Annotated in this window: 23 protein-coding genes; 6 read left to right on the forward strand and 17 right to left on the reverse strand. The window is 63.7% G+C overall.

Translation table 11 applies throughout. The features are described 5' to 3' along the window. Window positions 1–23: 23 nt before the first annotated feature. The 17 genes from miaB to sppA form a co-directional block, all read right to left on the reverse strand. Window positions 24–1,406, reverse strand: coding sequence for a tRNA (N6-isopentenyl adenosine(37)-C2)-methylthiotransferase MiaB (miaB, locus tag JET14_RS13790; protein ID WP_200334262.1), 1,383 nt, complete (start codon window positions 1,404–1,406; stop codon window positions 24–26). Window positions 1,407–1,483: 77 nt separating this feature from the next. Continuing rightward, the gene (locus tag JET14_RS13795) at window positions 1,484–2,269 is read right to left on the reverse strand and encodes a lysophospholipid acyltransferase family protein (protein WP_200334264.1); all 786 of its coding nucleotides are present in this window, start codon (window positions 2,267–2,269) and stop codon (window positions 1,484–1,486) included. A gap of 38 nt (window positions 2,270–2,307) precedes the next feature. Then, window positions 2,308–2,799, reverse strand: coding sequence for a GNAT family N-acetyltransferase (locus tag JET14_RS13800; protein WP_200334265.1), 492 nt, complete (start codon window positions 2,797–2,799; stop codon window positions 2,308–2,310). 16 nt (window positions 2,800–2,815) lie between these two features. Next, entirely contained in the window at window positions 2,816–3,469 is a 654-nt protein-coding gene (gene tsaB, locus JET14_RS13805; protein WP_200334266.1) for a tRNA (adenosine(37)-N6)-threonylcarbamoyltransferase complex dimerization subunit type 1 TsaB, read from the reverse strand. Between the two features lie 33 nt (window positions 3,470–3,502). Next, window positions 3,503–4,066, reverse strand: a complete 564-nt coding sequence (locus JET14_RS13810; protein ID WP_200334267.1) for a NifU family protein — start codon at window positions 4,064–4,066, stop codon at window positions 3,503–3,505. A gap of 74 nt (window positions 4,067–4,140) precedes the next feature. Beyond that, on the reverse strand, window positions 4,141–4,632 hold the full coding sequence (locus JET14_RS13815; RefSeq protein ID WP_183489772.1) for a universal stress protein: 492 nt from the start codon (window positions 4,630–4,632) through the stop codon (window positions 4,141–4,143). 146 nt (window positions 4,633–4,778) lie between these two features. Beyond that, window positions 4,779–5,840, reverse strand: coding sequence for a tryptophan--tRNA ligase (gene trpS / locus JET14_RS13820; protein WP_200334268.1), 1,062 nt, complete (start codon window positions 5,838–5,840; stop codon window positions 4,779–4,781). 96 nt (window positions 5,841–5,936) lie between these two features. Then, window positions 5,937–7,505: a murein biosynthesis integral membrane protein MurJ gene (gene murJ, locus JET14_RS13825; protein WP_200334269.1), complete on the reverse strand. Its 1,569-nt coding sequence runs from the start codon at window positions 7,503–7,505 to the stop codon at window positions 5,937–5,939. After that, window positions 7,502–10,411: a [protein-PII] uridylyltransferase gene (locus JET14_RS13830; RefSeq protein WP_200334270.1), complete on the reverse strand. Its 2,910-nt coding sequence runs from the start codon at window positions 10,409–10,411 to the stop codon at window positions 7,502–7,504. Before JET14_RS13830 ends, murJ begins: the two co-directional genes overlap by 4 nt. Before the next feature lie 54 nt (window positions 10,412–10,465). Beyond that, on the reverse strand, window positions 10,466–13,195 hold the full coding sequence (mutS, locus tag JET14_RS13835) for a DNA mismatch repair protein MutS (RefSeq protein WP_246750317.1): 2,730 nt from the start codon (window positions 13,193–13,195) through the stop codon (window positions 10,466–10,468). 454 nt (window positions 13,196–13,649) lie between these two features. Continuing rightward, window positions 13,650–14,525 (reverse strand): GNAT family N-acetyltransferase, encoded by an 876-nt coding sequence (locus JET14_RS13840; protein ID WP_200338099.1) that lies wholly within the window; start codon window positions 14,523–14,525, stop codon window positions 13,650–13,652. A 313-nt stretch (window positions 14,526–14,838) separates the two neighbouring features. Beyond that, window positions 14,839–15,327 carry a signal peptidase II gene (gene lspA, locus JET14_RS13845; RefSeq protein WP_200334271.1) on the reverse strand — a complete coding sequence of 163 codons (489 nt, stop codon included), beginning with the start codon at window positions 15,325–15,327 and terminating at the stop codon, window positions 14,839–14,841. Further along, complete coding sequence (locus tag JET14_RS13850; RefSeq protein ID WP_200334272.1) at window positions 15,324–16,193, reverse strand: TrmH family RNA methyltransferase; 870 nt, start codon at window positions 16,191–16,193, stop codon at window positions 15,324–15,326. Before JET14_RS13850 ends, lspA begins: the two co-directional genes overlap by 4 nt. Continuing rightward, window positions 16,190–17,299 (reverse strand): class I SAM-dependent methyltransferase, encoded by a 1,110-nt coding sequence (locus JET14_RS13855; RefSeq protein WP_200334274.1) that lies wholly within the window; start codon window positions 17,297–17,299, stop codon window positions 16,190–16,192. Before JET14_RS13855 ends, JET14_RS13850 begins: the two co-directional genes overlap by 4 nt. Before the next feature lie 80 nt (window positions 17,300–17,379). Beyond that, window positions 17,380–17,727: a LapA family protein gene (locus tag JET14_RS13860; protein WP_200334276.1), complete on the reverse strand. Its 348-nt coding sequence runs from the start codon at window positions 17,725–17,727 to the stop codon at window positions 17,380–17,382. Between the two features lie 44 nt (window positions 17,728–17,771). Further along, complete coding sequence (locus JET14_RS13865; RefSeq protein WP_024708280.1) at window positions 17,772–18,068, reverse strand: integration host factor subunit beta; 297 nt, start codon at window positions 18,066–18,068, stop codon at window positions 17,772–17,774. A 25-nt stretch (window positions 18,069–18,093) separates the two neighbouring features. After that, the gene (gene sppA / locus JET14_RS13870; RefSeq protein WP_200334278.1) at window positions 18,094–19,047 is read right to left on the reverse strand and encodes a signal peptide peptidase SppA; all 954 of its coding nucleotides are present in this window, start codon (window positions 19,045–19,047) and stop codon (window positions 18,094–18,096) included. Between the two features lie 228 nt (window positions 19,048–19,275). On the opposite strand from sppA, the gene JET14_RS13875 reads away from it, so the two are divergent. The 6 genes from JET14_RS13875 (at window position 19,276) to ptsN (ending at window position 24,480) form a co-directional block, all read left to right on the forward strand. Then, window positions 19,276–19,941 (forward strand): hypothetical protein, encoded by a 666-nt coding sequence (locus JET14_RS13875; RefSeq protein WP_024708278.1) that lies wholly within the window; start codon window positions 19,276–19,278, stop codon window positions 19,939–19,941. An 8-nt stretch (window positions 19,942–19,949) separates the two neighbouring features. Then, window positions 19,950–20,513: an LptA/OstA family protein gene (locus tag JET14_RS13880; RefSeq protein ID WP_200334281.1), complete on the forward strand. Its 564-nt coding sequence runs from the start codon at window positions 19,950–19,952 to the stop codon at window positions 20,511–20,513. Between the two features lie 39 nt (window positions 20,514–20,552). Next, on the forward strand, window positions 20,553–21,347 hold the full coding sequence (gene lptB, locus JET14_RS13885; RefSeq protein ID WP_432443086.1) for an LPS export ABC transporter ATP-binding protein: 795 nt from the start codon (window positions 20,553–20,555) through the stop codon (window positions 21,345–21,347). A gap of 144 nt (window positions 21,348–21,491) precedes the next feature. Continuing rightward, window positions 21,492–23,027: an RNA polymerase factor sigma-54 gene (rpoN, locus tag JET14_RS13890; protein WP_200334283.1), complete on the forward strand. Its 1,536-nt coding sequence runs from the start codon at window positions 21,492–21,494 to the stop codon at window positions 23,025–23,027. A gap of 350 nt (window positions 23,028–23,377) precedes the next feature. Continuing rightward, window positions 23,378–23,953: a ribosome hibernation-promoting factor, HPF/YfiA family gene (gene hpf / locus JET14_RS13895; protein WP_200334285.1), complete on the forward strand. Its 576-nt coding sequence runs from the start codon at window positions 23,378–23,380 to the stop codon at window positions 23,951–23,953. Between the two features lie 62 nt (window positions 23,954–24,015). Beyond that, window positions 24,016–24,480: a PTS IIA-like nitrogen regulatory protein PtsN gene (gene ptsN, locus JET14_RS13900; RefSeq protein ID WP_024708273.1), complete on the forward strand. Its 465-nt coding sequence runs from the start codon at window positions 24,016–24,018 to the stop codon at window positions 24,478–24,480. Window positions 24,481–24,543 lie beyond the last annotated feature (63 nt).

Here is a 24,543-nt window from a genome sequence, read left to right on the forward strand (position 1 = left end):
CGTCACAGATGGCGGGCCGCGCCTCAATCGAGGCGAACCGCCGCCAGACTGTTGGCGGAAGCATCCGTTATCCGGACCCGCACCATGTCGCCGACCACGGTGTCGCCGGCATCGATCACGACCGATTGCAGCCAGGGCGAACGACCGACGAGCTGACCGGGATTGCGGCCGGGTTTTTCCAGAAGGATGTCCATCTCCATGCCGATCCGCGACTGCGCGAATTCGAGCTGGTGGCGCGAAAGCAGCGCCTGCAGGCGCTGCAGCCGGTCTGCCTTTTCGGCTTCCGGAACCTGATCGCCAAGCTCGGCGCCGGGCGTGCCCGGACGCGGCGAGTATTTGAACGAGAAGGCCTGCGCGTAACGCACCTGTTCGACGAGATCGAGCGTCGCCTGGAAATCCTCTTCCGTCTCGCCGGGAAAGCCGACGATGAAATCGCCGGACATGGCGATGTCAGGGCGTGCGGCACGGATGCGCTCGATCAGCGCCAGGTATTCGGCGGCCGTGTGACGGCGGTTCATCGCCTTCAGGATACGGTCGGATCCGGCCTGAACCGGAAGATGCAGATAGGGCATCAGCTCCGGCAGTTCCCGGTGCGCGGCCATCAGCCTCTCGTCCATGTCGCGCGGATGGCTGGTGGTGTAGCGCAACCGGTCGATGCCGTCGACGCTCGCGAGGTCGAACAGCAGTTCGCCGAGCCCCCATTCGGCGCCGTCCGGCCCCTCGCCATGCCAGGCGTTGACGTTCTGGCCGAGAAGCGTGATCTCGCGCACGCCGTTTTCGGCAAGGCGCTTCGCCTCGTCCACGATCTGCTTGCGCGAGCGGGAAATCTCAGCGCCGCGCGTATAGGGCACCACGCAGAAGGTGCAGAACTTGTCGCAGCCTTCCTGCACCGTCAGAAACGCCGAGACGTTCTTAGGGCGAACGCCGCGTTCCTTCTTCGGCAGATAGTCGAACTTGTCCTCGACCGCATATTCGGTATCGACCACGCGCTCGCCGGTCTTGGCGCGGCGCAGCGCTTCCGGCAGACGGTGATAGGTCTGCGGGCCGATGACGACGCTGACGTCGGGCGCGCGGCGCAGGATTTCCTCGCCTTCGGCCTGGGCAACGCAACCGGCGACGCCGATGAGCGTCTCGCGGCCCTCGCGGGCGCGGGCGGTCTTCAGGTCGCGGTAGCGGCCGAGCGCGGAATAGACCTTTTCCGCCGCCTTTTCGCGGATATGGCACGTGTTGAGCAGGATCAGATCGGCGTCCTCGATAACCTCGGTCGGCTGGTAGCCATCGGCGGCCAGCGCCTCTCCCATGCGCTCGCTGTCATAGACATTCATCTGACAGCCATAGGTCTTGATGAAAACCTTGCGCTGGTTGGTGGCGTCCTGCCGGGTCGCTGTCGTCGTTTCCTGTGTCATGGCGGGCCTTTTAACGCGGTTTGGCCTTTGAGAAAATGAAAAAATACGTGACCCGGAAAGGCTTTTGCCGGCGGGCTTCACCGTCCGCTCAGGCGATCGGCGAGAAGCGTGCGCATGCGGCGCTCCACCTCCGCCGCCGCGTCCTTGCGCTTCGTGTCCGCCGTAAAGGTCACGCTTTCGCCGAAACAGACGTCGACGTCGAGCGCCCGGGCCCTGATGACGCCGGCAAGCGAGGGCAGCATGGCGACATCGCCCGGCCAGGCGACGACGGGCCGCATGAACCGGCCCATCGGCATGCCCTGGATGCCGGTATAGGCAACAGCCACCGGCTGGACGTGAACCGTGCCGTCCGGCGAATAGGGCACCGCGCTCGAGGCCGCGCCGAAGAGCGAGTATTTGAGCGGCAGCAGCCGGTTGCCGTCAGAGGTCGTGCCTTCCGGAAACAGGATGATGATCTCGCCGGCGGCCATGCGCTCGGCAATCGAATTGACCTGTCGGCCGGTCCCGCGCCTGTCAGCGCGCTCGATGAAGACGGAGTTCTGCAGCCGGGCGAACAGGCCGAAAATCGGCCAGGACCGCACTTCCGATTTGGCGATGAAGGCGACATCGGCAACGCGGCCGAGGACGATGATGTCGAGCCAGCTCGTATGGTTTGCCGAGAGCATCAGCGGCCGCCGCGCCTCGATTTCGCCATGGACATGAATGCGGATGCCGAGCACGAAACAGGCGACCATGTGCCAGTAGCGCGGCATTTTCCGCGCTAGTTTCCAGCCGCGCCAGAGCGCGATGATCTGCAACGGCGAGAGGATGACGGTCGTAAGAAAAAGGGCGAGCGCCACATAGGCATAGCGCAGCCAGATCATCGCCCTTACCTCCCCGATTAACGTCGTGACGTTCGGGGTTAGCCGAGATCGCGACGCATGACAAGCGCGGTCGAGCGGCTTCCGTCGTCATGCGCGTAATAGGCCTTGCGACGACCGACCTCGAAGAAGCCGAGCTTGCGATAAAGCCCGATGGCAGCCTGGTTCTGGGCATCCACCTCGAGCAGCATATAGGCCGCGCCGCGCATGCGCGCTTCCTGCATGGCCGCCACCATCAGCCGCCAGCCGACCCCGTTGCGGGCATAATCGGGACCGACGCAAATCGTCAGGATCTCCGATTCCTCCTCAACGCTGCGCGCCAGCACGAAACCGGCGGCAGGCGGGCTGACGACGCGGTTCACATGCCGCGCGATATGACCGAAGACCGGCGCCTGGGCCAAGAGCTTGCGCAATTCGCCGGCGCTCCAGGCATGGGAGAAACGCTTGCGGTGAAGATCGGCGGCAAGCCCCAGGTGTTCGTCGCCAAGGGGAAACAGCTCTATGTCCGGCGATCGTCTGAAAAAGGGAAGCATGGCAGATCCGGAACAGTCAGCGGCGGGCGACGGCGTATCCCGCCTGCGGCCTGGCGTCGGGCGCGCGCAGATAAAGCGGGCTCACCGGCCCTTGCGGACGGGCAACGGCGCCAAGCCGTGCAACGGTCTCGATCTCGACACGGGTCACGTCGCCAGCGATCTCAAGCCCGGCAACGTCTGCTCCCGTTCCAAAGGCAAGGGCGTCGTGGCGACGCATAAGGCCGTCCAGCGCATCATAGGCATAAGCTGACGGCTCGGTGAGCGCTTGCCCGTCAGCGCCGAAGACCTGGGCATAGGCCTCGCCGCGCCGGGCATCGATGGTCGCCATGACGGCGCGGCCCTCGGCCCGTTTCCGCGCCTGAAAGCCGAGTGCGGAGAGCGATGAAACGCCGACGCATTCCGTCCTTGTCGCCAGCGCCAGCGCGCGGGCGGTCGAAACGCCGACCCTCACGCCCGTGAACGAACCGGGCCCGATATTCACAGCTATCCTGTCAAAGCCCGAAGGCGCCCTTCCCGCCTGCCGCAGCGTCTCGTCGATCACGGCCATCAGCCGTTCGGCGTGCCCCTTTCCGATCGTCTCGACCGTGCGGGCAAGCACGTCATCGCTTGTCGTATCGAAAAGGCAGGCCGCGCAATCGGCCTGCGCCGTATCGAGCGCCAGTATCAGCATTGCGGACCTTTCAGAACCGTATGGCCACGGTTGTCAGACGGCCTCGACATGCTCCACTTCGGGAACGAAGTGATGCAGGAGGTTCTGGACGCCGTGTTTCAGCGTCGCCGTCGAGGAGGGGCAGCCCGAGCAGGCGCCGCGCATGTTGAGGAAGACCGTACCCTCGCGATAGCCGCGGAAGGTGATGTCGCCGCCATCCTGGGCAACGGCCGGGCGGACGCGGGTGTCGAGCAGTTCCTTGATCGTGGCGACGATGGTCTCGTCGCCGGCGTCGAAGAACTCCTCGCCGCTGTCGTCTTCCGCCTGCGGAGCCTCACCGGCCATGACCGGAGCGCCGGACATGAAATGCTCCATGATCGCGCCGAGGATTGCCGGCTTCAGGTGCTGCCATTCCGGCTCGCCCTTGGTCACGGCCACGAAATCATAGCCGAACATCACGCCCTCAACGCCGGGCACGGCAAAGAGCCGGGTCGCCAGCGGCGAGACGATCGCGTCATCGGCGGAACGGAAATCCGCATTGCCGCTTTCCATCACGATCTTGCCGGGCAGGAATTTCAGGGTCGCCGGGTTCGGCGTGGTTTCGGTCTGGATGAACATCTTCATCTCCAAATCTTGTCGTCGGGCAAGGCTTTGCCCCTATATCGGCGCTTTGGCCCTCAACCGCAAGGGCATCAGCAGAGCGCGTCGATATCGGCGTCCTCCAGCCCGTCGGGCAGAACGGTGACGGGAATGGTAAAGGCCTTGCCGCGGCCGGCGAGCAGCGAGACCAGCGGGCCCGGCCCGTCCTTGGCCGAACCTGCGGCCAGCACGAGGATGGCAATGTCGCGGTCTTCCTCGACCACGGCGTTGATCTGCTCGGACCTGTCGCCCTCGCGGATGACGATCTCGGGCTCGATACCGATGCCTTCGCGCGCGGCCTCCGCCACCTTGTTGACGATCGCCTCAGCCTCTTCACGGGCTTCGGCGCGCATGAACTCCTGCACGCCGATCCACTGCTGCACGTCGTGTTCAGGGATCACATAGCAGAGCACCAGCCCGCCATTGGAGTTCTTGGCACGCCGTCCGGCATAACGCACGGCCCGGCTGCATTCCGGCGTATCGTCGACAATGGCCATGAATTTACGGCGATGTCCGGCCTCGCCGGAAAGTCGTTTGGAAACCATGTTTGCGAAACTCCGTGTTTTCCGGCAACGAACCGCTGCAAGGCCCGGCACAGAAGGCCGAGCCGGCAGGAAGCATGCCTTTTCCGGCAACGTCCTGCCGACGATCCGAACGCCGCATCATAGCATAGATGACGCAAAAGCAAGCGTCAGAGGAGGCCGACGATCTCGTGGACGTCCTTCATCGTCTTCTCGGCAATCGCGCCTGCCCGCTCCGAACCGTCCTTCAGGACGGCGTCGATATGGGCCGGATCGTCGATCAGGCGACGCATCTCGGCATTGACCGGAGACAGGACATTGACCGCAAGTTCGGCCAGCGCCGGCTTGAACTGCGAGAATTGCTGGCCGCCATACTCGGTCAGCACATCGGCCTTGGTGCGATCGGAAAGGGCGGCGAAGATGCCGACGAGGTTGTCCGCCTCGGGGCGGCCCTTCAGCCCGTCGACCTCGCTCGGCAGGGCATCCGGGTCGGTCTTGGCCTTGCGGATCTTGCGGGCGACGGTGTCGGCGTCATCGGTGAGGTTGATGCGCGAAAGGTCGGAGGGATCCGACTTCGACATCTTCTTGGAACCGTCCTTGAGGCTCATCACGCGCGGCGCCGGCCCCTCGATCAGCGGCTCGACCATCGGGAAGAAGGCATGAACCGGCTGGTCGCCGACGGTGATGTCAACTCCGCTGCCGATCTCTTTGATCTTCTTGGCAAAATCAAGGTTGAACTTCATGGCGATATCGCGGGTCAGCTCAAGATGCTGCTTCTGGTCGTCGCCGACCGGCACATGGGTGGCGCGGTAGACGAGAATGTCGGCCGCCATCAGGCTCGGATAGGCGAGCAGGCCGAGCGAGGCGTTCTCGCGGTCCTTGCCGGCCTTGTCCTTGAACTGGGTCATCCGGTTCATCCAGCCGATGCGGGCGACACAGTTGAAGATCCAGGCCAGTTCCGCGTGCTGCGGCACGGCGGACTGGTTGAAGACGATATGCTTCACCGGATCGATGCCGGAAGCGAGATAGGCCGCCGTGATCGAGCGCGTCTGGCTCTTGAGATCGTCATGGACGAGTTGCGCGGTGATCGAATGCAGGTCGACGACGCAGTAGATGCAATCCATCTGGTCCTGCAGGGCGACGAATTTGCGCAATGCGCCGAGATAATTGCCGAGATGAAGATTGCCGGTCGGCTGCACGCCGGAGAAGATTTGCGGCTTGAATTCGCTCATGTCTTGGTCTCTTTCGGACGGGTGGAAGGCCCGGTCGGTTGAATGTCGAGTGCGCTTATGCACCGCAGGCGGCGACAGGTCAAACGGGCAAGCGCCCTATCCTTTGCGGCCGCGCCTGACCAGACGCCCGAGCAGCGCGCGATTGACGCCGCCGGTCGCCAGAACCAGGCCGAAATAGACGATCGCGGCCAGGCCCAGCAGGATCAAAAGCCCCCCGAGCTGCTGCAGGAACGCCGCCTCCGGCGCGAACCAGTGGGACATGCGCCCCGCCGCCAGCCGCACGGACACCGCCATGGCGATGGCGCTTGCAATGATCAGCGGCCCGCGCTTCATCAGCAGCTTGTCGAAGCGCAGATGACCGGTGATGATCAGGGTCACCGCCAGAAGCAGAACATTGGTCCAGCCCGAGACCACTTCGGCGAGCGCGATGCCGCGTTCGGCGAGAATCGGAAACAGAGAGATCGCCAGGATCGAGTTGATGACCACGGCCACCAGCGTGAAGCGCATCGGCAGTTTGGTGTTCTCGCGCGCGTAGAAGGCCGGCTGCAGCGCCTTGGTCAGCGCAAAGGCCGGAAGCCCGAAGGCGTAGACCGTCATGATCGCCGCCACCAGCGCCGTCGTCTCTGGCCCGAAGGCGCCGCGCTCGTAAAGCACGCGGGTGATCTCCGGGGAGATCACCATCAGCCCGAAGGCGGCCGGGACGGTGAGAAACAGCACGAATTCGATGGTCCGGTTCTGGATATGCGAGGCTTCGGAAGTGTTGCCGGCCTTCAGCGCGCGCGAAAGCTCCGGCAGCAGCACGACGCCGCCGGCAACGCCGACGACGCCGAGCGGCAACTGGTAGAGCCGGTCGGCATATTGCAGCGCCGAGATCGCCCCGTCCTTGCCGGAGGCGACCGCCTGGCCGATGATCTGGTTGATCTGGATGACGCCGCCGGTCACCGCCGCCGGCACGGCGAGCGCGACAAGACGGCGGATTTTCGGCGTGATCTTCGGCAGGCGGAAGGTGAGCCGCATGCCGGCGCGGCGAACGTCGATATAGACGACGCCAAGCTGGATGATGCCCGCGCCGAGCACGCCCCAGGAGAGATTGCGCGCCATGTGTTCCGGATCGGCGCCCGCATAGACGCCATAGGCCAGGACCCCGATCAGCACCACATTGAGGAAGACCGGCGCGATCGCTGCGGCGAAATAGCGATGCAGCGAGTTCAGCATGCCGCTCATCATCGCCATCAGCGACATGCAGATGAGATAGGGAAACATGACCGAGGCGAGCCGCACGGTCATCTCGAACTTTTCCGCGTCATCGGCAAAGCCCGGCGCGATGATGAAACGCACCAGAAGCGGCATCGCCAGTTCCATCGCCACGGTGATGACGAAGAGAAAGGAAAACAGGACGCCGAAGACCTGTTCGGCAAAACGCTTGGCGCCGTCAGGGCCGTTTTCCTCGATCTCCTTGGAAAACAGCGGCACGAAGGCGGCATTGAAGGCGCCTTCGGCGAAAAGCCGGCGGAACAGGTTGGGGAAGCGGAAGGCGGCGTAGAACACGTCGGCCATGGCGCCGTTGCCAAGGGCGGCCGCCATCATCGTCTCGCGGGCAAAGCCGAGCAGCCGGCTTGCGAACGTGGCGCCGCCGACCGTGGCGAACTTGCCGACGAGGCTCATGCTTCGGTTCCGTCCTCTTTTCGCGGCGTGTCCTGGCCGTTTTCCGCCGGCAGCAGCATGCCCTGCGGCATGCCCTTGCGATAGGCATCGCCCTTGTCTTCCAGCACCGCCTTCATCCGTTCCACGATCGCCGCCTGACGGTTCTCGTTGGTGATCTTGGCGCCGACGAGATCGGTCACATAGAAGCTGTCGATCACCTTTTCGCCGAAGGTCGTGATGCGGGCCGTCTGGATGTCGAGCGAGAGCTCGGAAAGCGTCTGGGTGACGTCGGCAAGCAGCCCGGTGCGGTCCAGACACTCGATCTCGATCACGGTGAAGATATTGGAAAGCTTGTTGGTGACCGAGACATGCGTCGGCACAGAGAAGGCGCGCACCGTGCGGCGCTCGCGCGTGCGGGCGGCTATCAGGTCGTTCAGGTGCTTGCGCCCGGTCAGCACATCCTCGATCAGCTTGCCGATCGTTTTGGCGCGGCGGAGTTCATCCGCATCGTCGTCAAAGGCGCGGTTGAGCAGGATCGTGTCGAGCGCGCGCCCGTCCGCCGTGGTGAAGATCTGGGCGTCGGCGATATTGGCGCCGGTCGCCGCGCACGCGCCGGCAATGATCGACAGAAGGCGCGGATGGTCGGGCGCAAGAAGGGTGATCTCAGTGATGTCGTGGAAGGCATTGGTCCGCACCATGGTGGCAAAAAGCCGGCGCTCCTTGTCGGCATCGCGGATGAAGCGGGCGTGGCGCACCTGGTCTTCCAAGGGCACGGAGAGCATGTAGTTCTGGTAGTGCAGATTGGCGTATTTGTGCCGCTCATTGTCGCCCCAGCCCTCGAGCGCATTGTCGAGCTCGTCGATCGCGTGCTCCGTGCGGGCCTTGCGGGAAACGGCGGAGAAACCGCCGGAAAGCAGGATTTCGGTCTCGTAGTAGAGCGTGCGCAGAAGCTGGCCCTTCCAGCCGTTCCACACATCCGGCCCGACGGCGCGGATATCGCAGACCGTCAGGATCAACAGCATGTTGAGCCGGTCGAGCGACTGGACCTTGTCGGCGAAATCGACCACCGTCTTGCGGTCGTTGAGGTCGCGGGTCTGCGAAGTCATCGACATCAGAAGGTGGAACTCGATCAGCCAGGCGACAAGCTCCGTCTGTTTGACGGTGAGGCCGAGGCGCGGACAGATCTTGCGCGCCAGCCGGGCGCCGGCAATCGAGTGATCCTCCTTGCGGCCCTTGGCGACGTCATGCAGCAGCACCGCCACGTAGAGCGCCGTCCGGTCCTCAACCGAGGTGATCAGCCGGGCAGCCAGCGGATGCATCTCGCTCTCGCCGCCGGCATTGTCGAGCTCGGAAAGCACATCGACGGCGCGGATCAGGTGCTCGTCCACGGTGAAGTGGTGATACATGTTGAACTGCATCATCGAAACGATGCGGCCGAACTCCGGCAGGAAGCGTCCGAGCACGCCCGCCTCGTTCATGCGGCGCAGATAAAGCGCCGGATTGTTGCGCGAGGTCAGGATCGACAGAAACAGCCGGTTCGCCTCCTCGTTCTCCCGAAGCTCCGCATTGATCAGCGACAGCGAGCGGGTGACGACCTTCAGCGCGTCGGGGTGGAACTCGAGATCGTTGATAACGGCAACGTAGAAGAAGCGGATGATGGCCACCGGGTCCTTCCTGAACACGTCCGGCTCGGCCAGCGCGATGCGGCCGCTGTCGGAGACGAATTCGATCGAGCCCGGAATCTTGCGCTGGCGCCTCGCGAATTTCGACCAGACGGCCCGGGGAAGCGTGGGCGCGGCCTTGGCCTGCTGTTCCTCTAGGTCAGAACAGAAGATGCGGGTGAGATCGCCGACATCCTTGGCGACGAGAAAATAATGCTTCATGAACCGCTCGACGGCGGAAAGTCCGGGCCGGTCCTGATAGTCGAGCGCCTCGGCGATCTCGCGCTGGATATCGAAGGAGAGCCGCTCCTCGGCCTTTCCGGTGAGGAAGTGCATGTGGCAGCGCACGGCCCAGAGAAAGTCCTCGGCGCGCAGAAAGAGCTTCATCTCCTGGCGCGACAACACGCCGAGGTCGACAAGCTCGGTCGGTTCGGGCACCCGGTAGAAATATTTCGCGATCCAGAACAGCGTGTTGAGATCGCGAAGCCCGCCCTTGCCCTCCTTGACATTGGGGACCACGAGATAGCGCGTGTCGAAGGATTTCTGGTGACGCTGGTCGCGCTCGGCGAGCTTGGCGGCGATGAATTCCGGCGCGGTGTTGGCGACGATTTCCTCGTCGAACCGCCGCTCCAGCGTATCGGAAAGCGATTTGCGGCCGACGATATAGCGCATCTCCAGGATCGAGGTGCGGATCGTCATGTCGGATTTGGAGAGCTTGATGCATTCGGCGACGCTGCGGGTCGCGTGGCCGACCTTCAACCCCATGTCCCACAGCATGTAGAGCACATATTCGATCGATTTCAGCGTCTCGGCGCGGTCCGCACCGTTGATCAGGAACAAAAGGTCGATATCGGAGCCAGGCGCGAGCGTGCCGCGCCCGTAGCCGCCGACAGCCGTGATCGTGAACTCGTTGCTCGTCTCCGGGTAGATCGACTGGACCACAAGCGTATGCAGCGCGATCAGGATCTGGTCCTGCAGCCACGAGATCCGGCGGGCGCATTCCAGGCCGCCGCCGTTTTCCTTCAGGATCGCATAGGCGCGCGCGCGCCCCGCGGCGTTGACCTCTTTCAGTCGCGCAAGCACCGCCTGGCGCAGCTTGTCCGGGCTTCGACTGTTCTTCCTGGCAAGGGATCGCAGTTCCGCATTCAGTTTCGCCGGGTCGAGAACCTCCGTCATCGCATGGATATCGGGCTGCGCCTTGCGCGCGCTACTTTTGACGGCCTGCTCTGGAGCGCTTTCGCGCTGTTCACTCGCGGATTTCTGCATGAACTTGCCTTTGTGCCTGCGGCCTTTCTGCCGCCGGTGTCGTCTTAAAGCAAATCACCCCTCAAGGGAAACGTCATCCTCGATTTTCCGCTTCAGCGCATAGAGCGCGTCCAGCGCCTCGCGCGGGGTCATGTCGTCGGGTTTCAGCCCATTCAGCATCGCCTCGACTCCGGATGGCCTCGCCTCGGGTTCGGGTGCGCGGATTGCCGCCTGGAAGAGCGGCAGGTCATCGATCAGGCTTGCAGCCGGGTTCTTGCGGTCGGCATCCTCAAGCCGGGCAAGCACGTTCTTCGCCCGCTTGACGACGGCTGAGGGAAGACCGGCAAGACGGGCAACCTGAATGCCGTAGGAGCGGTCCGCCGCCCCCGGTCCGACCTCGTGCAGGAACACGACCTCGCCCTTCCACTCCTTCACCCGCATCGTGGCGTTGACAAGGCGCGGCAGCTTTTCCGAAAGCGCGGTCAGCTCGTGAAAATGGGTGGCGAACAGGCCGCGGCAGCCATTCACGTCATGCAGGTGCTCCACCGTCGCCCAGGCGATCGACAGCCCGTCGAAGGTCGCGGTGCCTCGGCCGATTTCGTCAAGGATAACGAGCGAGCGCGGTCCCGCCTGATTGAGGATCGCCGCCGTCTCCACCATCTCGACCATGAAGGTCGAGCGCCCGCGCGCCAGGTCATCGGAGGCGCCGACGCGGGAAAACAGCCGGTCGACAATGCCGATATGAGCGCTTGCCGCCGGCACATAGGCGCCGGTCTGGGCAAGGATCGCGATCAGCGCGTTCTGCCGCAGGAAGGTCGACTTGCCGCCCATATTAGGCCCGGTCAGAAGCCAGAGCCGGCCCCTGTCGCCGCTTTCGGGCGAGAGCGTGCAGTCATTGGCAACGAAGGGCCCCGCCGACTGGCGCGCGAGCGCCTGCTCGACCACGGGGTGGCGTCCGCCCCTGATCTCGAAGGCCGTTGTGTCGTCAACCATCGGCCGGCAATAGGCCTCCGCCTCGGCCAGAAGAGCGAAACCGGCGGAGACATCGAGCACGGAAAGCGCATGGGCCCCCTGCTTCAGCCGCTCGGCATTGTCGACGACCGACTGTCGCAACCCCTCGAAAGTCTCGAGCTCGATCGCCAGCGCCTCGCCTGCAGCATTGGCGATCCGGCTTTCCAGATCGGCAAGCTCGGCGGTGGTGAACCGCATCGCATTCGCCATGGTCTGACGGTGGATGAATTTGGCCTTTGCAGCGTCGCCCTCCGTCAGCGCCTTCGAATTGCCGCTGGTCACCTCGATAAAGTAGCCCAGCATATTGTTGTGCTTGATCTTCAGCGCCTTGACGCCGGTCTCCTCGGCATATTGCGCCTGAAGACCCGCGATCACCCGCCGCGACGTGTCGCGCAGGCCGCGCGCCTCGTCGAGTCGCTCATGGGCGCCCTCGCGCACGAAACCGCCGTCGCGCTTCAACAGCGGCAGTTCGTCGGCAAGCGTTGCCGCAAGCGCTGCCTCCAGATCGCCGGGCATGGCGGCAAGCGCGTCAAGCGCGCCGGAAAGCTCTTCCGGCAGCGCGGCCGGCTTCAGGAGTTCCGCGATCGCGCGCGCGACCTCCAGTCCCCTCAGAATCGCACCGAGGTCGCGCGGCCCGCCGCGATCGAGCGCCAGCCGCGACAGCGCGCGCGGCATGTCGGGCAATTGTTTCAGGTGGTCGCGCAGCGTGGACGTCAGGCTGACCTCGTCGAGAAAGAAGCCGACCGAATCGAGACGCCGGTGCACGTCTTCCGGATCCGTCAGCGGCGACATCAGCCGCTCGCACAACAATCGGGCGCCGCCGCTGGTGACCGTCCGGTCGATGGCCTTGAGAAGCGAGCCGTCGCGCCCGCCATTAATGGTGCGCACCAGTTCCAGATTGGTGCGGGTGGCCGGGTCGATGAACATCGATCCCGACCCGCCGTCCTGCTCGGGAATGCCGAGCGCCGGACGCTCGTTGATCTGGGTTTTCTCGACATAGGCGACGGCAGCGGCGGCGGCCGAAAGCTCAGGCCGCGAAAACCGGCCGAAGCCGTCGAGCGTCGCCACGCCGAAGAAGCGCGACAGCCGGTCCTTCGCCGTGGCGCTGTCGAAAAGCACGGTCGGCTGCGGCGCGACGGCGCGGCCGAGAAGATCGAAGACGGGGCGCAGCCTCTCCTCGGCGAAAAGCGTGTCGGAGACGATCAATTCGCGCGGTTCCACCCGCATGATGTCGGCGGCAAGCCGGCTCTCGGAGGTGGCGCACAGACGGAAGACGCCGGTGGAAATATCGATCCAGGCGAGACCGTAGGCAGCCTCGCCCTCGCCCTTCACCCGCGACAGGGCCATGAGAAAATTGCTCTCGCCCGGCGCCAGCAGTTTTTCCTCCGTCAGCGTGCCGGCTGTGACGAGCCGGGTTACATCGCGCCGGACGACGGATTTCGCGCCGCGCTTCTTCGCCTCGGCGGGGTCTTCCGTCTGCTCGCAGACGGCGACGCGAAAGCCGAGGGCGATCAGCTTCTGGAGGTAGTCATCGGCCGCATGGACCGGCACCCCGCACATCGGGATATCGCGGCCCAGATGCTGGCCGCGCTTTGTCAGCGTGATCGACAGCGCCCGCGCCGCTTCAACGGCGTCATCGAAGAACAGCTCGTAGAAATCGCCCATGCGATAGAACAGCAGGAGATCGGGATTGGCCGCCTTGATCTCGATATACTGCTCCATCATCGGCGTCGCCGATGCCCGGCTTTCCTCGGAAATCAGTTCTTCGGTCGGAATACGATTATCGTCTGCCACGGTCACTTGCTTGCATGGATTGATGATTGCGCCGGACGGGTCCAAACGACCGCATCCTCACCTCCCTTTCATGTGTCATGAAATCGGAAGCGTCGGAAGAGCACGAAAAGAGAAAGCTGGGCAAAACCTTCAGCACGACGACGAGCGGTCGCCTGAGGTTCAACGCGGAACCGCAGTCACCGGAGAGCCGCCTCCAAGGCGGCCCAGGCTGCCGACAAAGCCATCCTTTTTACGGACGTCATCCTCGGGCTTGACCCGAGGATCTAACCACCGTTCCACACGAACGGTGTTCGCGTTTCGTAAAATATTGAATTTAAATAAATTTTTCGTCCGAGACGCTTGTTACGGGGATGAGTGCTTAGATGCTCGGGTCAAGCCCGAGCATGACGAATGAGGGCGAAGTGAGCTTTAACAACAAACCAAGCCACCTCAAGGCGGACGACGGACCGAAAATTCAACTCGCGAATCGGCCGGCGTCGGCGCCGTAATAGTTGAGATAGCGGTCGGAGATCGAGGCGATCGGCAGAACCACGAGCACGTCGGTCGTGTTGAAGGCGTGGTCGATCACCGCGCCCTCGCCAACCATCGCGCCAAGGCGCAGATAGCCCTTGATCAGGGGCGGCAGGCCGGTGAGCGCCCGGCGTCCGGACGCTTCCTCCGCGCTCATCAGGTTCATGTCGACGGCAAGTTCTGGCCGCGCGTTGACCGCCCATTCGCCGGTGGCGCGAGCATTGTGGTGGAGAAAGGAGAGCGCCATGGCATGGTCTTGCGGGTTGGTGCCGTGGAAGGAGGCGCAACCGAACATGACGCCGATATTGTGCTTCAGCGCATAGGCCCAGTTGCCCTGCCAGAGCAGTTCGACGGTGCGCTTGCTGCGGTAGTCCGGCAGCACGCAGGAGCGGCCGAGCTCCATGAAGCGGACATCGGGATGGCGGGCGACGAGCTTGTCGGTCTGGTATTCCGCATCGGAATAGAACCCGCCATGCTCCATCGCCACCTCGTGGCGCAGAAGCCGGTAGGTTGCCACGATCTGGTCCTCGACATCGCCGTCGAGCTTTGTGTCGAGCACGAGAAGATGGTCGCAGATCTCGTCCCACCGGTCGAAATCGCGCTTGGCGCGCATGGCCTCTGCCGGCAGGCGGGCCTGCATCTCATCGACGAAGACGCGATAGCGCACCGCCTGCGCGGCCTCGATCTCGCCGGGCGTGCGGGCAATGCGGGTTTCAAGGGAGCCTATACGGCCCAGAATGCCTTCCTGCAGAAGTGCCGTGCTCACGGCCGGGGCCGCGCCGGCGCGTTCGGCAGCCTGAAGAAGATCGAGCGCTTCCATGGTCATCGCGTGTTCCGGATCGTTCATCTTGGATGTCATAAACCATCTCACTGCGACACGTTCGTGACAGTCGCATCCCGCCATTCTGGAGGTCACTTTGTTAAAAAGAGGTCCTCTCGCGTCAATTTTCCGCTGCCTCTCATGTGCCTTCGAGGCACGGTCCCAACCATGAAAAGACTAGTACATGGAGCAGGCGAGGTCCAGAAGGTTTTGACGCGCCGTCAACAACCGGGGGCCATCCGGGGCTGAAACGGCCTCACGGCAATGCCTTGATGTTCAAGCGCTTTCTAATGTGACTGCGGGCATGCCCGGGTCAGCCATCGTCACGTCCGGGGCTTTTGAACAGGAACTCCTGGACGAAGATCATCACCGCGCCGACCGTGATGTAGCTGTCGGCGAGGTTGAAGATCGGGAAGGTCCAGCCGCCGACATGGAAGCGGATATAGTCGACGACGTGGCCATAGAGGAAATGATCGAGAATATTGCCGAGCGCGCCGGCGACGACGAGCGCAAAGCCCAGCAGCGCCCAGCTCTGCCCCGGCGCGGTCTTGCGCCAGAGATAGATGACGACCGCGACAATGACGAGCCGCATGCCGACCAGCGCCCAGCCGTTGGTATCCGACAGAAGCGAAAAGGCGATGCCGGGATTGTAGGTCTTGAACAGGCCCAGAAACGGCAGGACGTCGATGGTCCGGTGAAACGGCAGATAGAGCTCGACCGCATATTTGACCACGGCATCGATGAGCAGCGCGATGGCGACGAAGGCAATGGCCGGGCCGGGGCGCGAAAGCGGCGATCTCATCGGCCTGCCTCCGGAGCGTCGAGTGAAAGCAGGTGGCGGCGCGCCTCATAGAGCATGACGCCGGTGGCAACCGCGAGGTTGAGCGAATCAGCCCTGCCCTGCTGCGGAATGCGGGCAAGCCGCCCCGCGCCCTCGGCGAGTTCCGGAGGAAGCCCCTGCTGCTCGTTGCCCATCAAAAGCACGACCGGCTTCTTCGTGTAGTCGATGGTTCGGTAGTCAACCGAGCCCGCGAGATGCGTGGCGACGATCTCGGCGCCGCTCTTTCCGGCCCAATCCAGGAACGCGCGCGGCTCGGCGCGCGAGACCGGAAGGGCGAAGACCGAGCCCATGGTGGCGCGCACGGTCTCCAGCGAAAACGGATCGGTGGTCTCGCCGACGAGGATGACGCCGGCCGCGCCCGCCGCATCGGCTGTGCGGATGATGGTGCCGAGATTGCCGGGATCGCGCACCCGGTCGAGCGCCACATAGGTCTCGTTCCTGGCCGGGCGGATCTCGGCGAGCGGCCGGTAATGGCTTTCGAAAATGCCGACGACCATTTGCGGATTGTCGCGCCGGGTGATCGCCGAAAGCACCTTTTCGGAGACCTCAAGCACAAGTCCGCCGGAGGCGATCGTCTTGGCAGCGACCTTCTCCACCTGCGCCTTGCCCTTGGCCGCCTTGGCATAGATCAGCGTGCGGATCGACCAGTTGAGCTCCAGCGCGTCGATGACCAGCTTCAGCCCCTCGGCCATGAAGGTTCCGGTCTCCTCGCGGTGCTTCTTCTGCGACAGCGCGCGGATATCCTTGATGATCGGATTGGAAAGGGAGGTGACTTCCTTCACCGTGCCGACGCGCGGCGCGCGCCTGTCGTCTCGCTCGAAGCTCATTGGGGCAACCACCGCGCATAAAGGGATGTTGATAGGGCGCGGCCGGGCTGATCTCCGGACAGCCCCGCCTCGCGAATGACAAGCTCGCCCGATTCGACGACGCCGCCGAAACCGCGCATCGTCTCCATCATCAGTTCGTGAACCGAATAGAAGCTGGCGCGGATCGAATAGGCCGTCAGCACGAAGCCGAGCGCATCCGGCTTCAGGATCGCGCGGCAGAGGTCCAGCATTCTAGGCAGATGCTCGAACAACTGCCAGACCTCGCCATTCGGCCCGCGTCCGAATTTCGGCGGATCGGTGAGGATGATGTCGTAGTGGTTGCCGCGTCGCTCCTCGCGCTCGATGAACTTCATCGCATCGTCGCAGATCCAGCGGATCGGACGATCGTTGAGGCCAGAGAGCGCCTGGTTCTCGCGCGCCCAGCCGATCGCCTTCTTCGACGCATCCACATGGGTCACTTCCGCGCCGGCGGCAGCGGCGACCAGCGAGGCAACGCCGGTATAGCCAAAGAGATTGAGCACTTTCGGCGGGGTCTTGCCGCCTGCGGCCTGCTGCAGCACATCACGCATCCATTGCCAGTGGGCGACCTGTTCGGGAAACACGCCGACATGGCGAAAGGCGGTGAAGCGGCCGAGAAAATCGATGTCCATGATCCGCAGCGGCCATGTTTCGCCAAGGGCGGCCTTTGGAAAGCGCCAGCGCCCCATGCCGTCCTCGTCCGTATCGCCGGTGAAAATCGCATCGGCATTGGCCCAGATCTTTTCATCGAGAAGCGGGGGCCAGAGCGCCTGCGCCTCGGGGCGGACGATGCGGTAGTCGCCATATTGCTCGAGCTTCAGCCCGTGGCCGCTATCGATCAGATGAAAACCGTCGGCGGAGACGGACTGGAGAATGCGCGGCACGCGCTCGGCCGGCCGTTCGCCGTCCCGCAGAGCGATCCATTGCGGCTCCGGCTGACGGCTGCGGCGCTCGTTCTGCTTTTCCGCCGGGGCGCTGCCTTGTCGCTTGTCGGCCCGGCGCACATCCTTGCGCGGCCGGTCAGGCTTGGCCTGCGGCTTGCCGCCGGCTTTGGTGCGGCGCGTCTTGTCCGGTCTGGAAGGCGTCATGAAAGGCGATCATCCCGCAATGGTCGAAAGCTGCGGTTTATCAGCCCCGTCGTAAAAATGGCAAGTCTTCTCGCGCCGTCTCAGGAAGACGGAAGCTGATCGAGCGGGCGGGTAGCCGAAACTTCGGTGCTCCGCGCCTTCTGCTTGTCGGCCTCCGCGCGCCAGAGTGCGGCCTCGCGCTTGCTGGATTTTGCGGTCTTGCGGTGCTTGCGCTGGGAAATCCAGGTAAACAGCGCGCCAAGCAGAATGCCGAGAATGAAGGCAATGAAGATGTAGACGAAGAAGGGAGCGGAGACGGCGAGCACGCTGTCGCTGGCATTGAAAGGGTTGAGCGCCATGGTGACGGACTGCCGGTTGGCAACCGACAACAGGACAAGCACCACCCCGATGGGCAGCAGAATGATGAGATTGACAAGCTTTGACATCATGCGCCTCGAACGCGTTTCATTTTCCCGGCGATCCGGCCTGCCCCTTATTTGTCGTCTTTCTGGTCGGGGTTGAGGCGTTCGCGCAACTCCTTGCCGGTCTTGAAGAAAGGAACCCATTTTTCTTCGACGAAAACGGTGTCGCCGGTGCGCGGGTTCCGTCCCGAACGCGAAGGGCGGTTCTTGACCGAAAACGCGCCGAAGCCGCGCAACTCCACCCGGTTGCCCGCCGCCAGCGCATCCGCGATCTCGTCCAGAATAGCGTTCACGATATTTTCGACATCGCGGTGATAGAGATGCGGGTTACGCGCCGCAACAATCTGTACCAATTCCGACTTGATCACACCCAGCCCCTCAACTCTCTGATTTTCATTGCCAATCAGTCTGCCCGACAGACACAAGCCCGTCAACAAGACCGGTCTGGCGAAGGATATCCTCGCTGACAAACCAGCCAAGTCCGAGCGATTCGAGCAGCCTTGCCCCCATTTTCGCCAGGCCGACCCCGAAGCCGTCTCTGTTTACGTTATCCCAAGACCTGATTTCAAGGGAGTCCGAAACGCCGTTTGCGGCGAGATAGGCCATTATTTCGTCCCGACCGCCAATTTCGTCGACCAGTCCGGCCTCGACCGCCTGCCGTCCGGTGAGAATCCTTCCGTCGGCAAGCTCCAGCGCCCGTTCCCGCGGCATGTCGCGGCGCGCGGCGACAAGATCGACGAACCAGTCATAGCTGTCCATCACCAGGGCCCGGACCATGGCCTGGGCCTCCTGGCTCGCATCGTTGAAGGGCGATGGTTCCGCCTTCATCGGCGCCGACTTGATCGCATCCACGGAGACGCCGATCTTGTCGAGCAGTTCCTTCGCCTGCGGATAAAGAAAGATGACGCCGATCGAGCCGGTGATCGAGGTGTCGCCGGCAAAGATGCGGTCGCCGGCAAGCGCGATCATGTAGCCCGCCGAGGCGGCCTGGGTGCGGATTTCGCTGACGACTGGCTTCCTCTCGGCCACCTGGCGCAGGGCCTTGTAGAGCGCCTCGCCGCCGAATGTCGTGCCGCCGCCGGTCGACAGCGACACGACCAGCGCCTTTGCCGCCGGATCCTCGCCGATCTCTCGGATCGTCTCGAGCATCACCGGATCGTCGGCGACCACGCCCGATACCGACAGTTGCGCGACATGCGGGCGCGCCAGCATGGTTCCCGGCTCCGCGCCGCCATAGGCCTTGTAGAGGGCAACCACCAAAAGGACGGCGACCACGAGAGCGGCCGCGCGCCACCAGCCGACGCGCCGCCTCAACCGCCTGCGCTCCAGGATTTCCGATAGATTCATCAACGCCCTCACAGTGATTTGAACGGCGCGCAGGTCCGCCGCGCTTGGCGAATGTGCGTGCGACACTCATCTGATGTCAATCGCGCATGGACCGTTTTTCGGCCGCCAACTTGTTATGGCCGGCAAAACATAATACCCATGGCCCTTGAGAGGCAACGGCTTTGGCCGAGGCGACCCCCGAAACGGCCGGGGGACGACAGAGGCCCGCGGGCGACGAGACGACACGAGATGAGCATTGCGACCACTGCACACGGCGGCAACCGACCGTCGATCGAGGAAAGCTTCCGCAAGGCGCGGCGGCATTCCGGCCATGTGCGCCGTCTCAAGGTCCTGCTGCCGCTTGCCGCCGTGCTGATCACGATCGGACTGATTGCCGCGACCTTCCTGCGTTCGATCGTGCCCGACAATATCACGCTCGACGCCGCCTCGATCGAAAACGGCATGATCGTCATGACCAATCCCGGCATGTCGGGCCGCAATTCCGACGGCATCCGCTACTCGCTGAAGGCCGAGCGCGCGCTGCTGCCCGCCGCCAATCCCGACGACAGCACCGTGCTGCTCGAAAACGTCATCGCCACCGTTCCGGTCGAAGACAGCGTGACGGCCGTGGTCGACGCGACGCGCACGCTCTACGACCGCGCCACGGAGAAACTGACGATCAACGAACCCTTCACCATCGAGCTTTCGAACGGCATGCATGCGGATTTCACATCGGCCGAAATCGACATCAAGGCCGGAACGCTCTCCAGCGACACGCCGGTCTCCGTGAGGGCGCCACAGGCATCGGTGGTTGCCGAAAACGTGAATATCATCGATAACGGTCAGAAAATCCGCTTTGGCGGCGGCGTTCATGTCACGCTTTCGCCCTCGGCACTGGCCCGCACCGGACAATGAGGTTTCGGATGGATCTGAGCAATTTGAAAATCTGCGCGCCGCGCCGCTCGACTGCGGCAACGCTGGCGCTTTTATGCGCGCTGGCGCTGCCGGCGGGTGAGAGCCTTGCCCAGTCGACCCAGACAAGCGGCTTCCAGCTTTCGGGCGACGAGCCGATCGACATCGATGCGGATGCCTTCGAAGTGGATGACGCCACCAAGCTGATCACCTTTTCCGGCAATGTCGTCGCCGTCCAGGGCGACAACCAGGTCAAGGCCGGCAAGATGACGGTCCGCTATGCCGGCGGCTCGACCGGGATCGCCTCCGGCCAGGGCGATATCGAGCGGATCGACCTCAGCCAGTCGGTGCAGCTTCTCACCGACACGCAGACGGCCACCGGCGACACCGGCTATTTCGACATGGTCACCCAGCACTTCGTCCTCGAGGGCAAAGAGGTGGTGCTGAAGGAAAGCGGCAATGTCTTCGTCGGCTGCAAGCTCACCGTCGACATGAATACGAGCCAGGCCAAGCTGGATGCCTGCGGCAAGCGAGTGCAGATCAGGCTCAACCCGCAATCGCGGCCAGGCAACTGATCCCGCATGCCGAAGACAACGACCAGAAAAACGCTCTCCATGGCAGAGCGCCCGTCCGTAACCGCAACAGCGCCCCGCAACGGCGATCCTGACCGGGAGAACGGCCGCTACGACGGAACGCTGATCGCGCAGGGGCTGACCAAGACCTATCGCAGCCGGCGCGTCGTCAACGGCGTGTCGCTTGTTGTGCGTCGAGGCGAGGCCGTGGGCCTGCTCGGCCCCAACGGCGCGGGCAAGACCACCTGTTTCTACATGATCACCGGCCTGGTGCCCGTCGACGAAGGCTCCATCGCGCTGCATGGCCGCGACGTTACCGGACTGCCGATGTATCGCCGCGCCCGCCTCGGCGTCGGCTATCTGCCACAGGAAGCCTCGATCTTTCGCGGCCTCTCGGTCGAAAACAACATCCGCGCCGTGCTCGAACTGACGCCCCTGAAGAAGAAGGAGCGGGAAGAAAAGCTCGAGCAGCTGATGGAGGAATTCGGCATCGCCAAGCTGCGCAAGACGTCGGCCGTCGCGCTTTCCGGCGGCGAGCGCAGGCGCCTCGAGATCGCGCGCGCGCTTGCGACCGATCCCGCCTTCATGCTGCTCGACGAGCCCTTTGCCGGCGTCGATCCCATTTCGGTCGCCGATATCCAGAACCTGATCCGCCACCTGACCCGGCGCGGCATCGGCGTCCTGATCACCGACCACAATGTTCGCGAGACGCTCGGCATGATCGACCGCGCCTACATCATCCACGCCGGCGAGGTGCTGACGCACGGCAAGGCGGACGAGATCGTCGCCAATACCGATGTGCGCCGCTTCTACCTTGGCGACAATTTCAGCCTGTAGACAGGCCTGGCCGCCATGCGGATTCCGGCTTGATTGCAAAGCAATTTTTGTGCCAGTCTCCCCTCCGTACACTTTGATTTGTTCAGCACGCATCCGCACGCCGCTGTCGGCAGGCCGTTGCGATCGGAGGATTATGCTCGCGTCATGGCACTAAGCGCCAATCTTCTTCTCCGACAGAACCAGTCGCTCGTGATGACGCCGCAACTGATGCAGTCCATCCAGCTGCTCCAGATGCCGCATGCGGAGCTCTGCCAGTTCATCGCGCAGGAAGTTGAGAAGAACCCGCTTCTGGAGGTCGCCGGCGAAGAGGGCGGACCGGAGGAACGGCCGGAAACGGCCGAACCGCAGGAGAGCGACGGCGCCGACCTTTCCAGCGACTGGTATTCCGACGACCGGCAGGCCAATGGCACGGCGCGGCTCGGCGACAGCCTCGACAGCAATTTTGACAGCACTTACGGCGAAGACAGCCCGCCCATCCGGCCGGATGCTCCGGAGTTGATGAGCCAGTGGAAATCGATGCCGGGCACGCTCGGCGGCGACGACCATGTCGACCTCGACGAGTTCGTCGCCGGCAGGCCGTGCCTGCGCGAGCATCTGGCCGACCAGATCGCGCTCACCTTCAAGCGCTCCGACGAACAGGCGATCGCCCGCCACCTCGTCGACTATCTCGACGAGGCCGGCTACTTCCGGGGGGACACGAAGGAGATCGCCGAACGGGCCGGGCTGGCCGTCGTCAGGCTGGACACGGTGCTGGAACGGCTGAAAACGCTTGATCCGCCCGGCATCTTCGCGCAGTCCCTTTCCGACTGCATGCGCCAGCAATTGCTGCAGACCGACAGTCTCACCCCGGCCATGGCGGTTCTGGTCGACAATCTCGAACTGGTGGCGCGCCGCGATTTCACCAGGCTGAAGAAACTTTGCGGCGTGGAAGAACAGGATCTTCTGGCGATGACGCAGAGGCTTCGCCGGCTGAACCCGAAGCCGGCCGGCGCCTTTTCCAGCCAGCCGCCCGAATCGGTCCTGCCCGACGTCATCGTCTCCGCACGCAAGGAGGGCGAATGGCAGGTGGAGCTCAATCCGGACACGCTGCCGCGGGTTCTCGTCAACCGCTCCTACCTCACCGAGATCAAGGCCTCGCACGGCATGTCGGCGGCCGATGATGCCTTTCTCAACACCTGCCTGCAGACGGCGAACTGGCTGACGCGCAGCCTCGACCAGCGCGCCCGCACAATCCTGAAGGTCGCAAGCGAGATCGTGCGCCAGCAGGACGCCTTTCTCAAGCACGGCGTCGACCATCTGCGCCCGCTCAACCTGAAGACCGTCGCCGACGCAATCAAGATGCACGAGTCGACCGTCAGCCGCGTCACCTCCAACAAGTTCATCCTGACCCCGCGCGGCCTGTTCGAGCTGCGCTATTTCTTCTCCGTCTCGATCGCCTCCGACCAGGCGGACGGCAGCGCGCTTTCGGCGGAATCGATCCGCCACAAGATCCGCCGCATGATCGCAGCGGAAACGCCGGAAGCGGTCCTTTCCGATGACGACATCGTTTCCGCGCTGAAGGACGAAGGCATCACGCTCGCCCGCCGGACCGTGGCAAAATACCGCGAGGCGATGTCGATCCCCTCCTCCGTCCAGCGTCGCCGCGAAAAACGCGCCTATGCCAGGGTCGTCGGCGTCTGAGGCGCGACCGGGGCGGCCCGGCAAAAGCGCCGGCGTGATTGACTTCCGGGAACATGAACGGTAGAGCATCCGCCGCAAGAGGGGCGCCGCCTCAGCAAGGGAGACGGGACGCAGATGCTCCGGGACCGGGAAAAGCGGCAAACCGACCGCACCCGGCGGTAAAAAATCGCACGAAGAATATTGCGGAAATCCCGCTGGCAAACGGCTGAAAAATGCCCAAATAAGTTATGATGACAGGGTGTCATCTGAGTGCCGTCCCGGTCACCGGAGGGCCATGCCTGGAAGTTCTTGGAGGAGAACAGGGCTTGGCTTAAACTGGTGCCCGCAAACGATAGAAGAAGGGAAGATCCATGAGTGTTCGCGTCTCGGGAAAACAAATGGAAGTCGGAGAGGCTTTCCGTGAAAAAATCGAAGACCAGATCGAGGAAGCGGTCACCAAATATTTCGACGGCGGCTATTCCGGCCAGGTAACGGTCGAGAAGTCCGCGGGCGGTTTCGAGGCGGACTGCAAGGTCCATCTCGACAGCGGCGCCGTGCTGCATGCAGCCGGCAAGGCGCACGACCCCCAGGCCGCCTTCGAGGCAGCATTCGAACGCATCGCCAAGCGCCTGCGCCGCTACAAGCGCAAGCTGAAGGACCATCACCAGGGCAACGGACACGCCGATTTTGCCGAGGTCGCCTATTCGGTGATGGACCTGCCGCAGGAGGACGAGACCGAGATTCCGGAAGACTACGCGCCGGCCATCGTCGCGGAAGCCAAAACCGAGGTCCGCACCATGGCCGTGGCCACGGCCGTCATGGCGCTCGACATGACCGACAAGCCGCTGATGCTGTTCCGCAACCCGGACAACAAGACGCTCAACATCGTCTATCGCCGCCCGGATGGCAATATCGGCTGGATCGACACAGCCGGCATCAAGGGCTGAACCCACTTCGGCGGGTGCCGTTCAGGCGCCCGCCCCCAAGCCGCAACCCAGGATACCAGGATATGGCCCTTGACGACCTGCTGAAACAGGAGGCGATCATCCCCGCCCTCAAGGCGAACTCCAAGAAGCAATTGCTGCAGGAGTTGGCCGCCAGAGCGGAGGCCGTGACGGGAATTCCCGAGCGCGAGATCTTCGAAGTGGTGCTCCAGCGCGAGCGCCTCGGCTCTACCGGTGTCGGCAACGGCATCGCCATACCCCACGGCAAGCTGCCGAAGCTTGACCATATCTGCGGCGTGTTCGCCCGCCTGCAGCATCCCGTCAATTTCGAGGCGCTTGACGACCAGCCGGTCGATCTCGCCTTCCTGCTGCTGGCTCCCGAAGGCGCCGGCGCCGATCATCTGAAGGCCCTGTCGCGCGTGGCGCGGCTCCTGCGCGACCAGGACCTGGTCAAGAAGCTCCGGGCCTCCGATTCGGAAAGCGCGATCTACGCCTTCCTGAACACCGATCCGGATTCGTCGGCGGCCTGAACCTGCGGCAAGCATTTTCCCAGTAAAAAAGGCGTCCCGCACAAGCGAAACGCCTCTCTTTGC

The sequence above is a fragment of the Martelella lutilitoris genome (assembly GCF_016598595.1).
In the GTDB taxonomy this organism is placed as follows: Bacteria; Pseudomonadota; Alphaproteobacteria; order Rhizobiales; family Rhizobiaceae; genus Martelella; species Martelella lutilitoris_A.

Bases quoted from the DNA above. Each gene is read 5' to 3' on its own strand.
- tsaB (WP_200334266.1), bottom strand. From the start codon at position 3,469: ATGCTGATACTGGCGCTCGATACGGCGCAGGCCGATTGCGCGGCCTGC.
- murJ (WP_200334269.1), bottom strand. From the start codon at position 7,505: ATGAGCCTCGTCGGCAAGTTCGCCACGGTCGGCGGCGCCACGTTCGCA.
- hpf (WP_200334285.1), top strand. From the start codon at position 23,378: ATGAGTGTTCGCGTCTCGGGAAAACAAATGGAAGTCGGAGAGGCTTTC.
- JET14_RS13815 (WP_183489772.1), bottom strand. From the start codon at position 4,632: ATGGTTTCCAAACGACTTTCCGGCGAGGCCGGACATCGCCGTAAATTC.
- rpoN (WP_200334283.1), top strand. From the start codon at position 21,492: ATGGCACTAAGCGCCAATCTTCTTCTCCGACAGAACCAGTCGCTCGTG.
- JET14_RS13880 (WP_200334281.1), top strand. From the start codon at position 19,950: ATGGATCTGAGCAATTTGAAAATCTGCGCGCCGCGCCGCTCGACTGCG.
- JET14_RS13795 (WP_200334264.1), bottom strand. From the start codon at position 2,269: ATGATCTGGCTGCGCTATGCCTATGTGGCGCTCGCCCTTTTTCTTACG.
- JET14_RS13840 (WP_200338099.1), bottom strand. From the start codon at position 14,525: ATGGAAGCGCTCGATCTTCTTCAGGCTGCCGAACGCGCCGGCGCGGCC.
- JET14_RS13800 (WP_200334265.1), bottom strand. From the start codon at position 2,799: ATGCTTCCCTTTTTCAGACGATCGCCGGACATAGAGCTGTTTCCCCTT.
- lspA (WP_200334271.1), bottom strand. From the start codon at position 15,327: ATGAGATCGCCGCTTTCGCGCCCCGGCCCGGCCATTGCCTTCGTCGCC.
- JET14_RS13875 (WP_024708278.1), top strand. From the start codon at position 19,276: ATGAGCATTGCGACCACTGCACACGGCGGCAACCGACCGTCGATCGAG.
- JET14_RS13810 (WP_200334267.1), bottom strand. From the start codon at position 4,066: ATGTTCATCCAGACCGAAACCACGCCGAACCCGGCGACCCTGAAATTC.
- JET14_RS13850 (WP_200334272.1), bottom strand. From the start codon at position 16,193: ATGAGCTTCGAGCGAGACGACAGGCGCGCGCCGCGCGTCGGCACGGTG.
- sppA (WP_200334278.1), bottom strand. From the start codon at position 19,047: ATGAATCTATCGGAAATCCTGGAGCGCAGGCGGTTGAGGCGGCGCGTC.
- JET14_RS13830 (WP_200334270.1), bottom strand. From the start codon at position 10,411: ATGCAGAAATCCGCGAGTGAACAGCGCGAAAGCGCTCCAGAGCAGGCC.
- lptB (WP_432443086.1), top strand. From the start codon at position 20,553: ATGGCAGAGCGCCCGTCCGTAACCGCAACAGCGCCCCGCAACGGCGAT.
- trpS (WP_200334268.1), bottom strand. From the start codon at position 5,840: ATGAGCGAATTCAAGCCGCAAATCTTCTCCGGCGTGCAGCCGACCGGC.
- JET14_RS13855 (WP_200334274.1), bottom strand. From the start codon at position 17,299: ATGACGCCTTCCAGACCGGACAAGACGCGCCGCACCAAAGCCGGCGGC.
- JET14_RS13860 (WP_200334276.1), bottom strand. From the start codon at position 17,727: ATGATGTCAAAGCTTGTCAATCTCATCATTCTGCTGCCCATCGGGGTG.
- miaB (WP_200334262.1), bottom strand. From the start codon at position 1,406: ATGACACAGGAAACGACGACAGCGACCCGGCAGGACGCCACCAACCAG.
- ptsN (WP_024708273.1), top strand. From the start codon at position 24,016: ATGGCCCTTGACGACCTGCTGAAACAGGAGGCGATCATCCCCGCCCTC.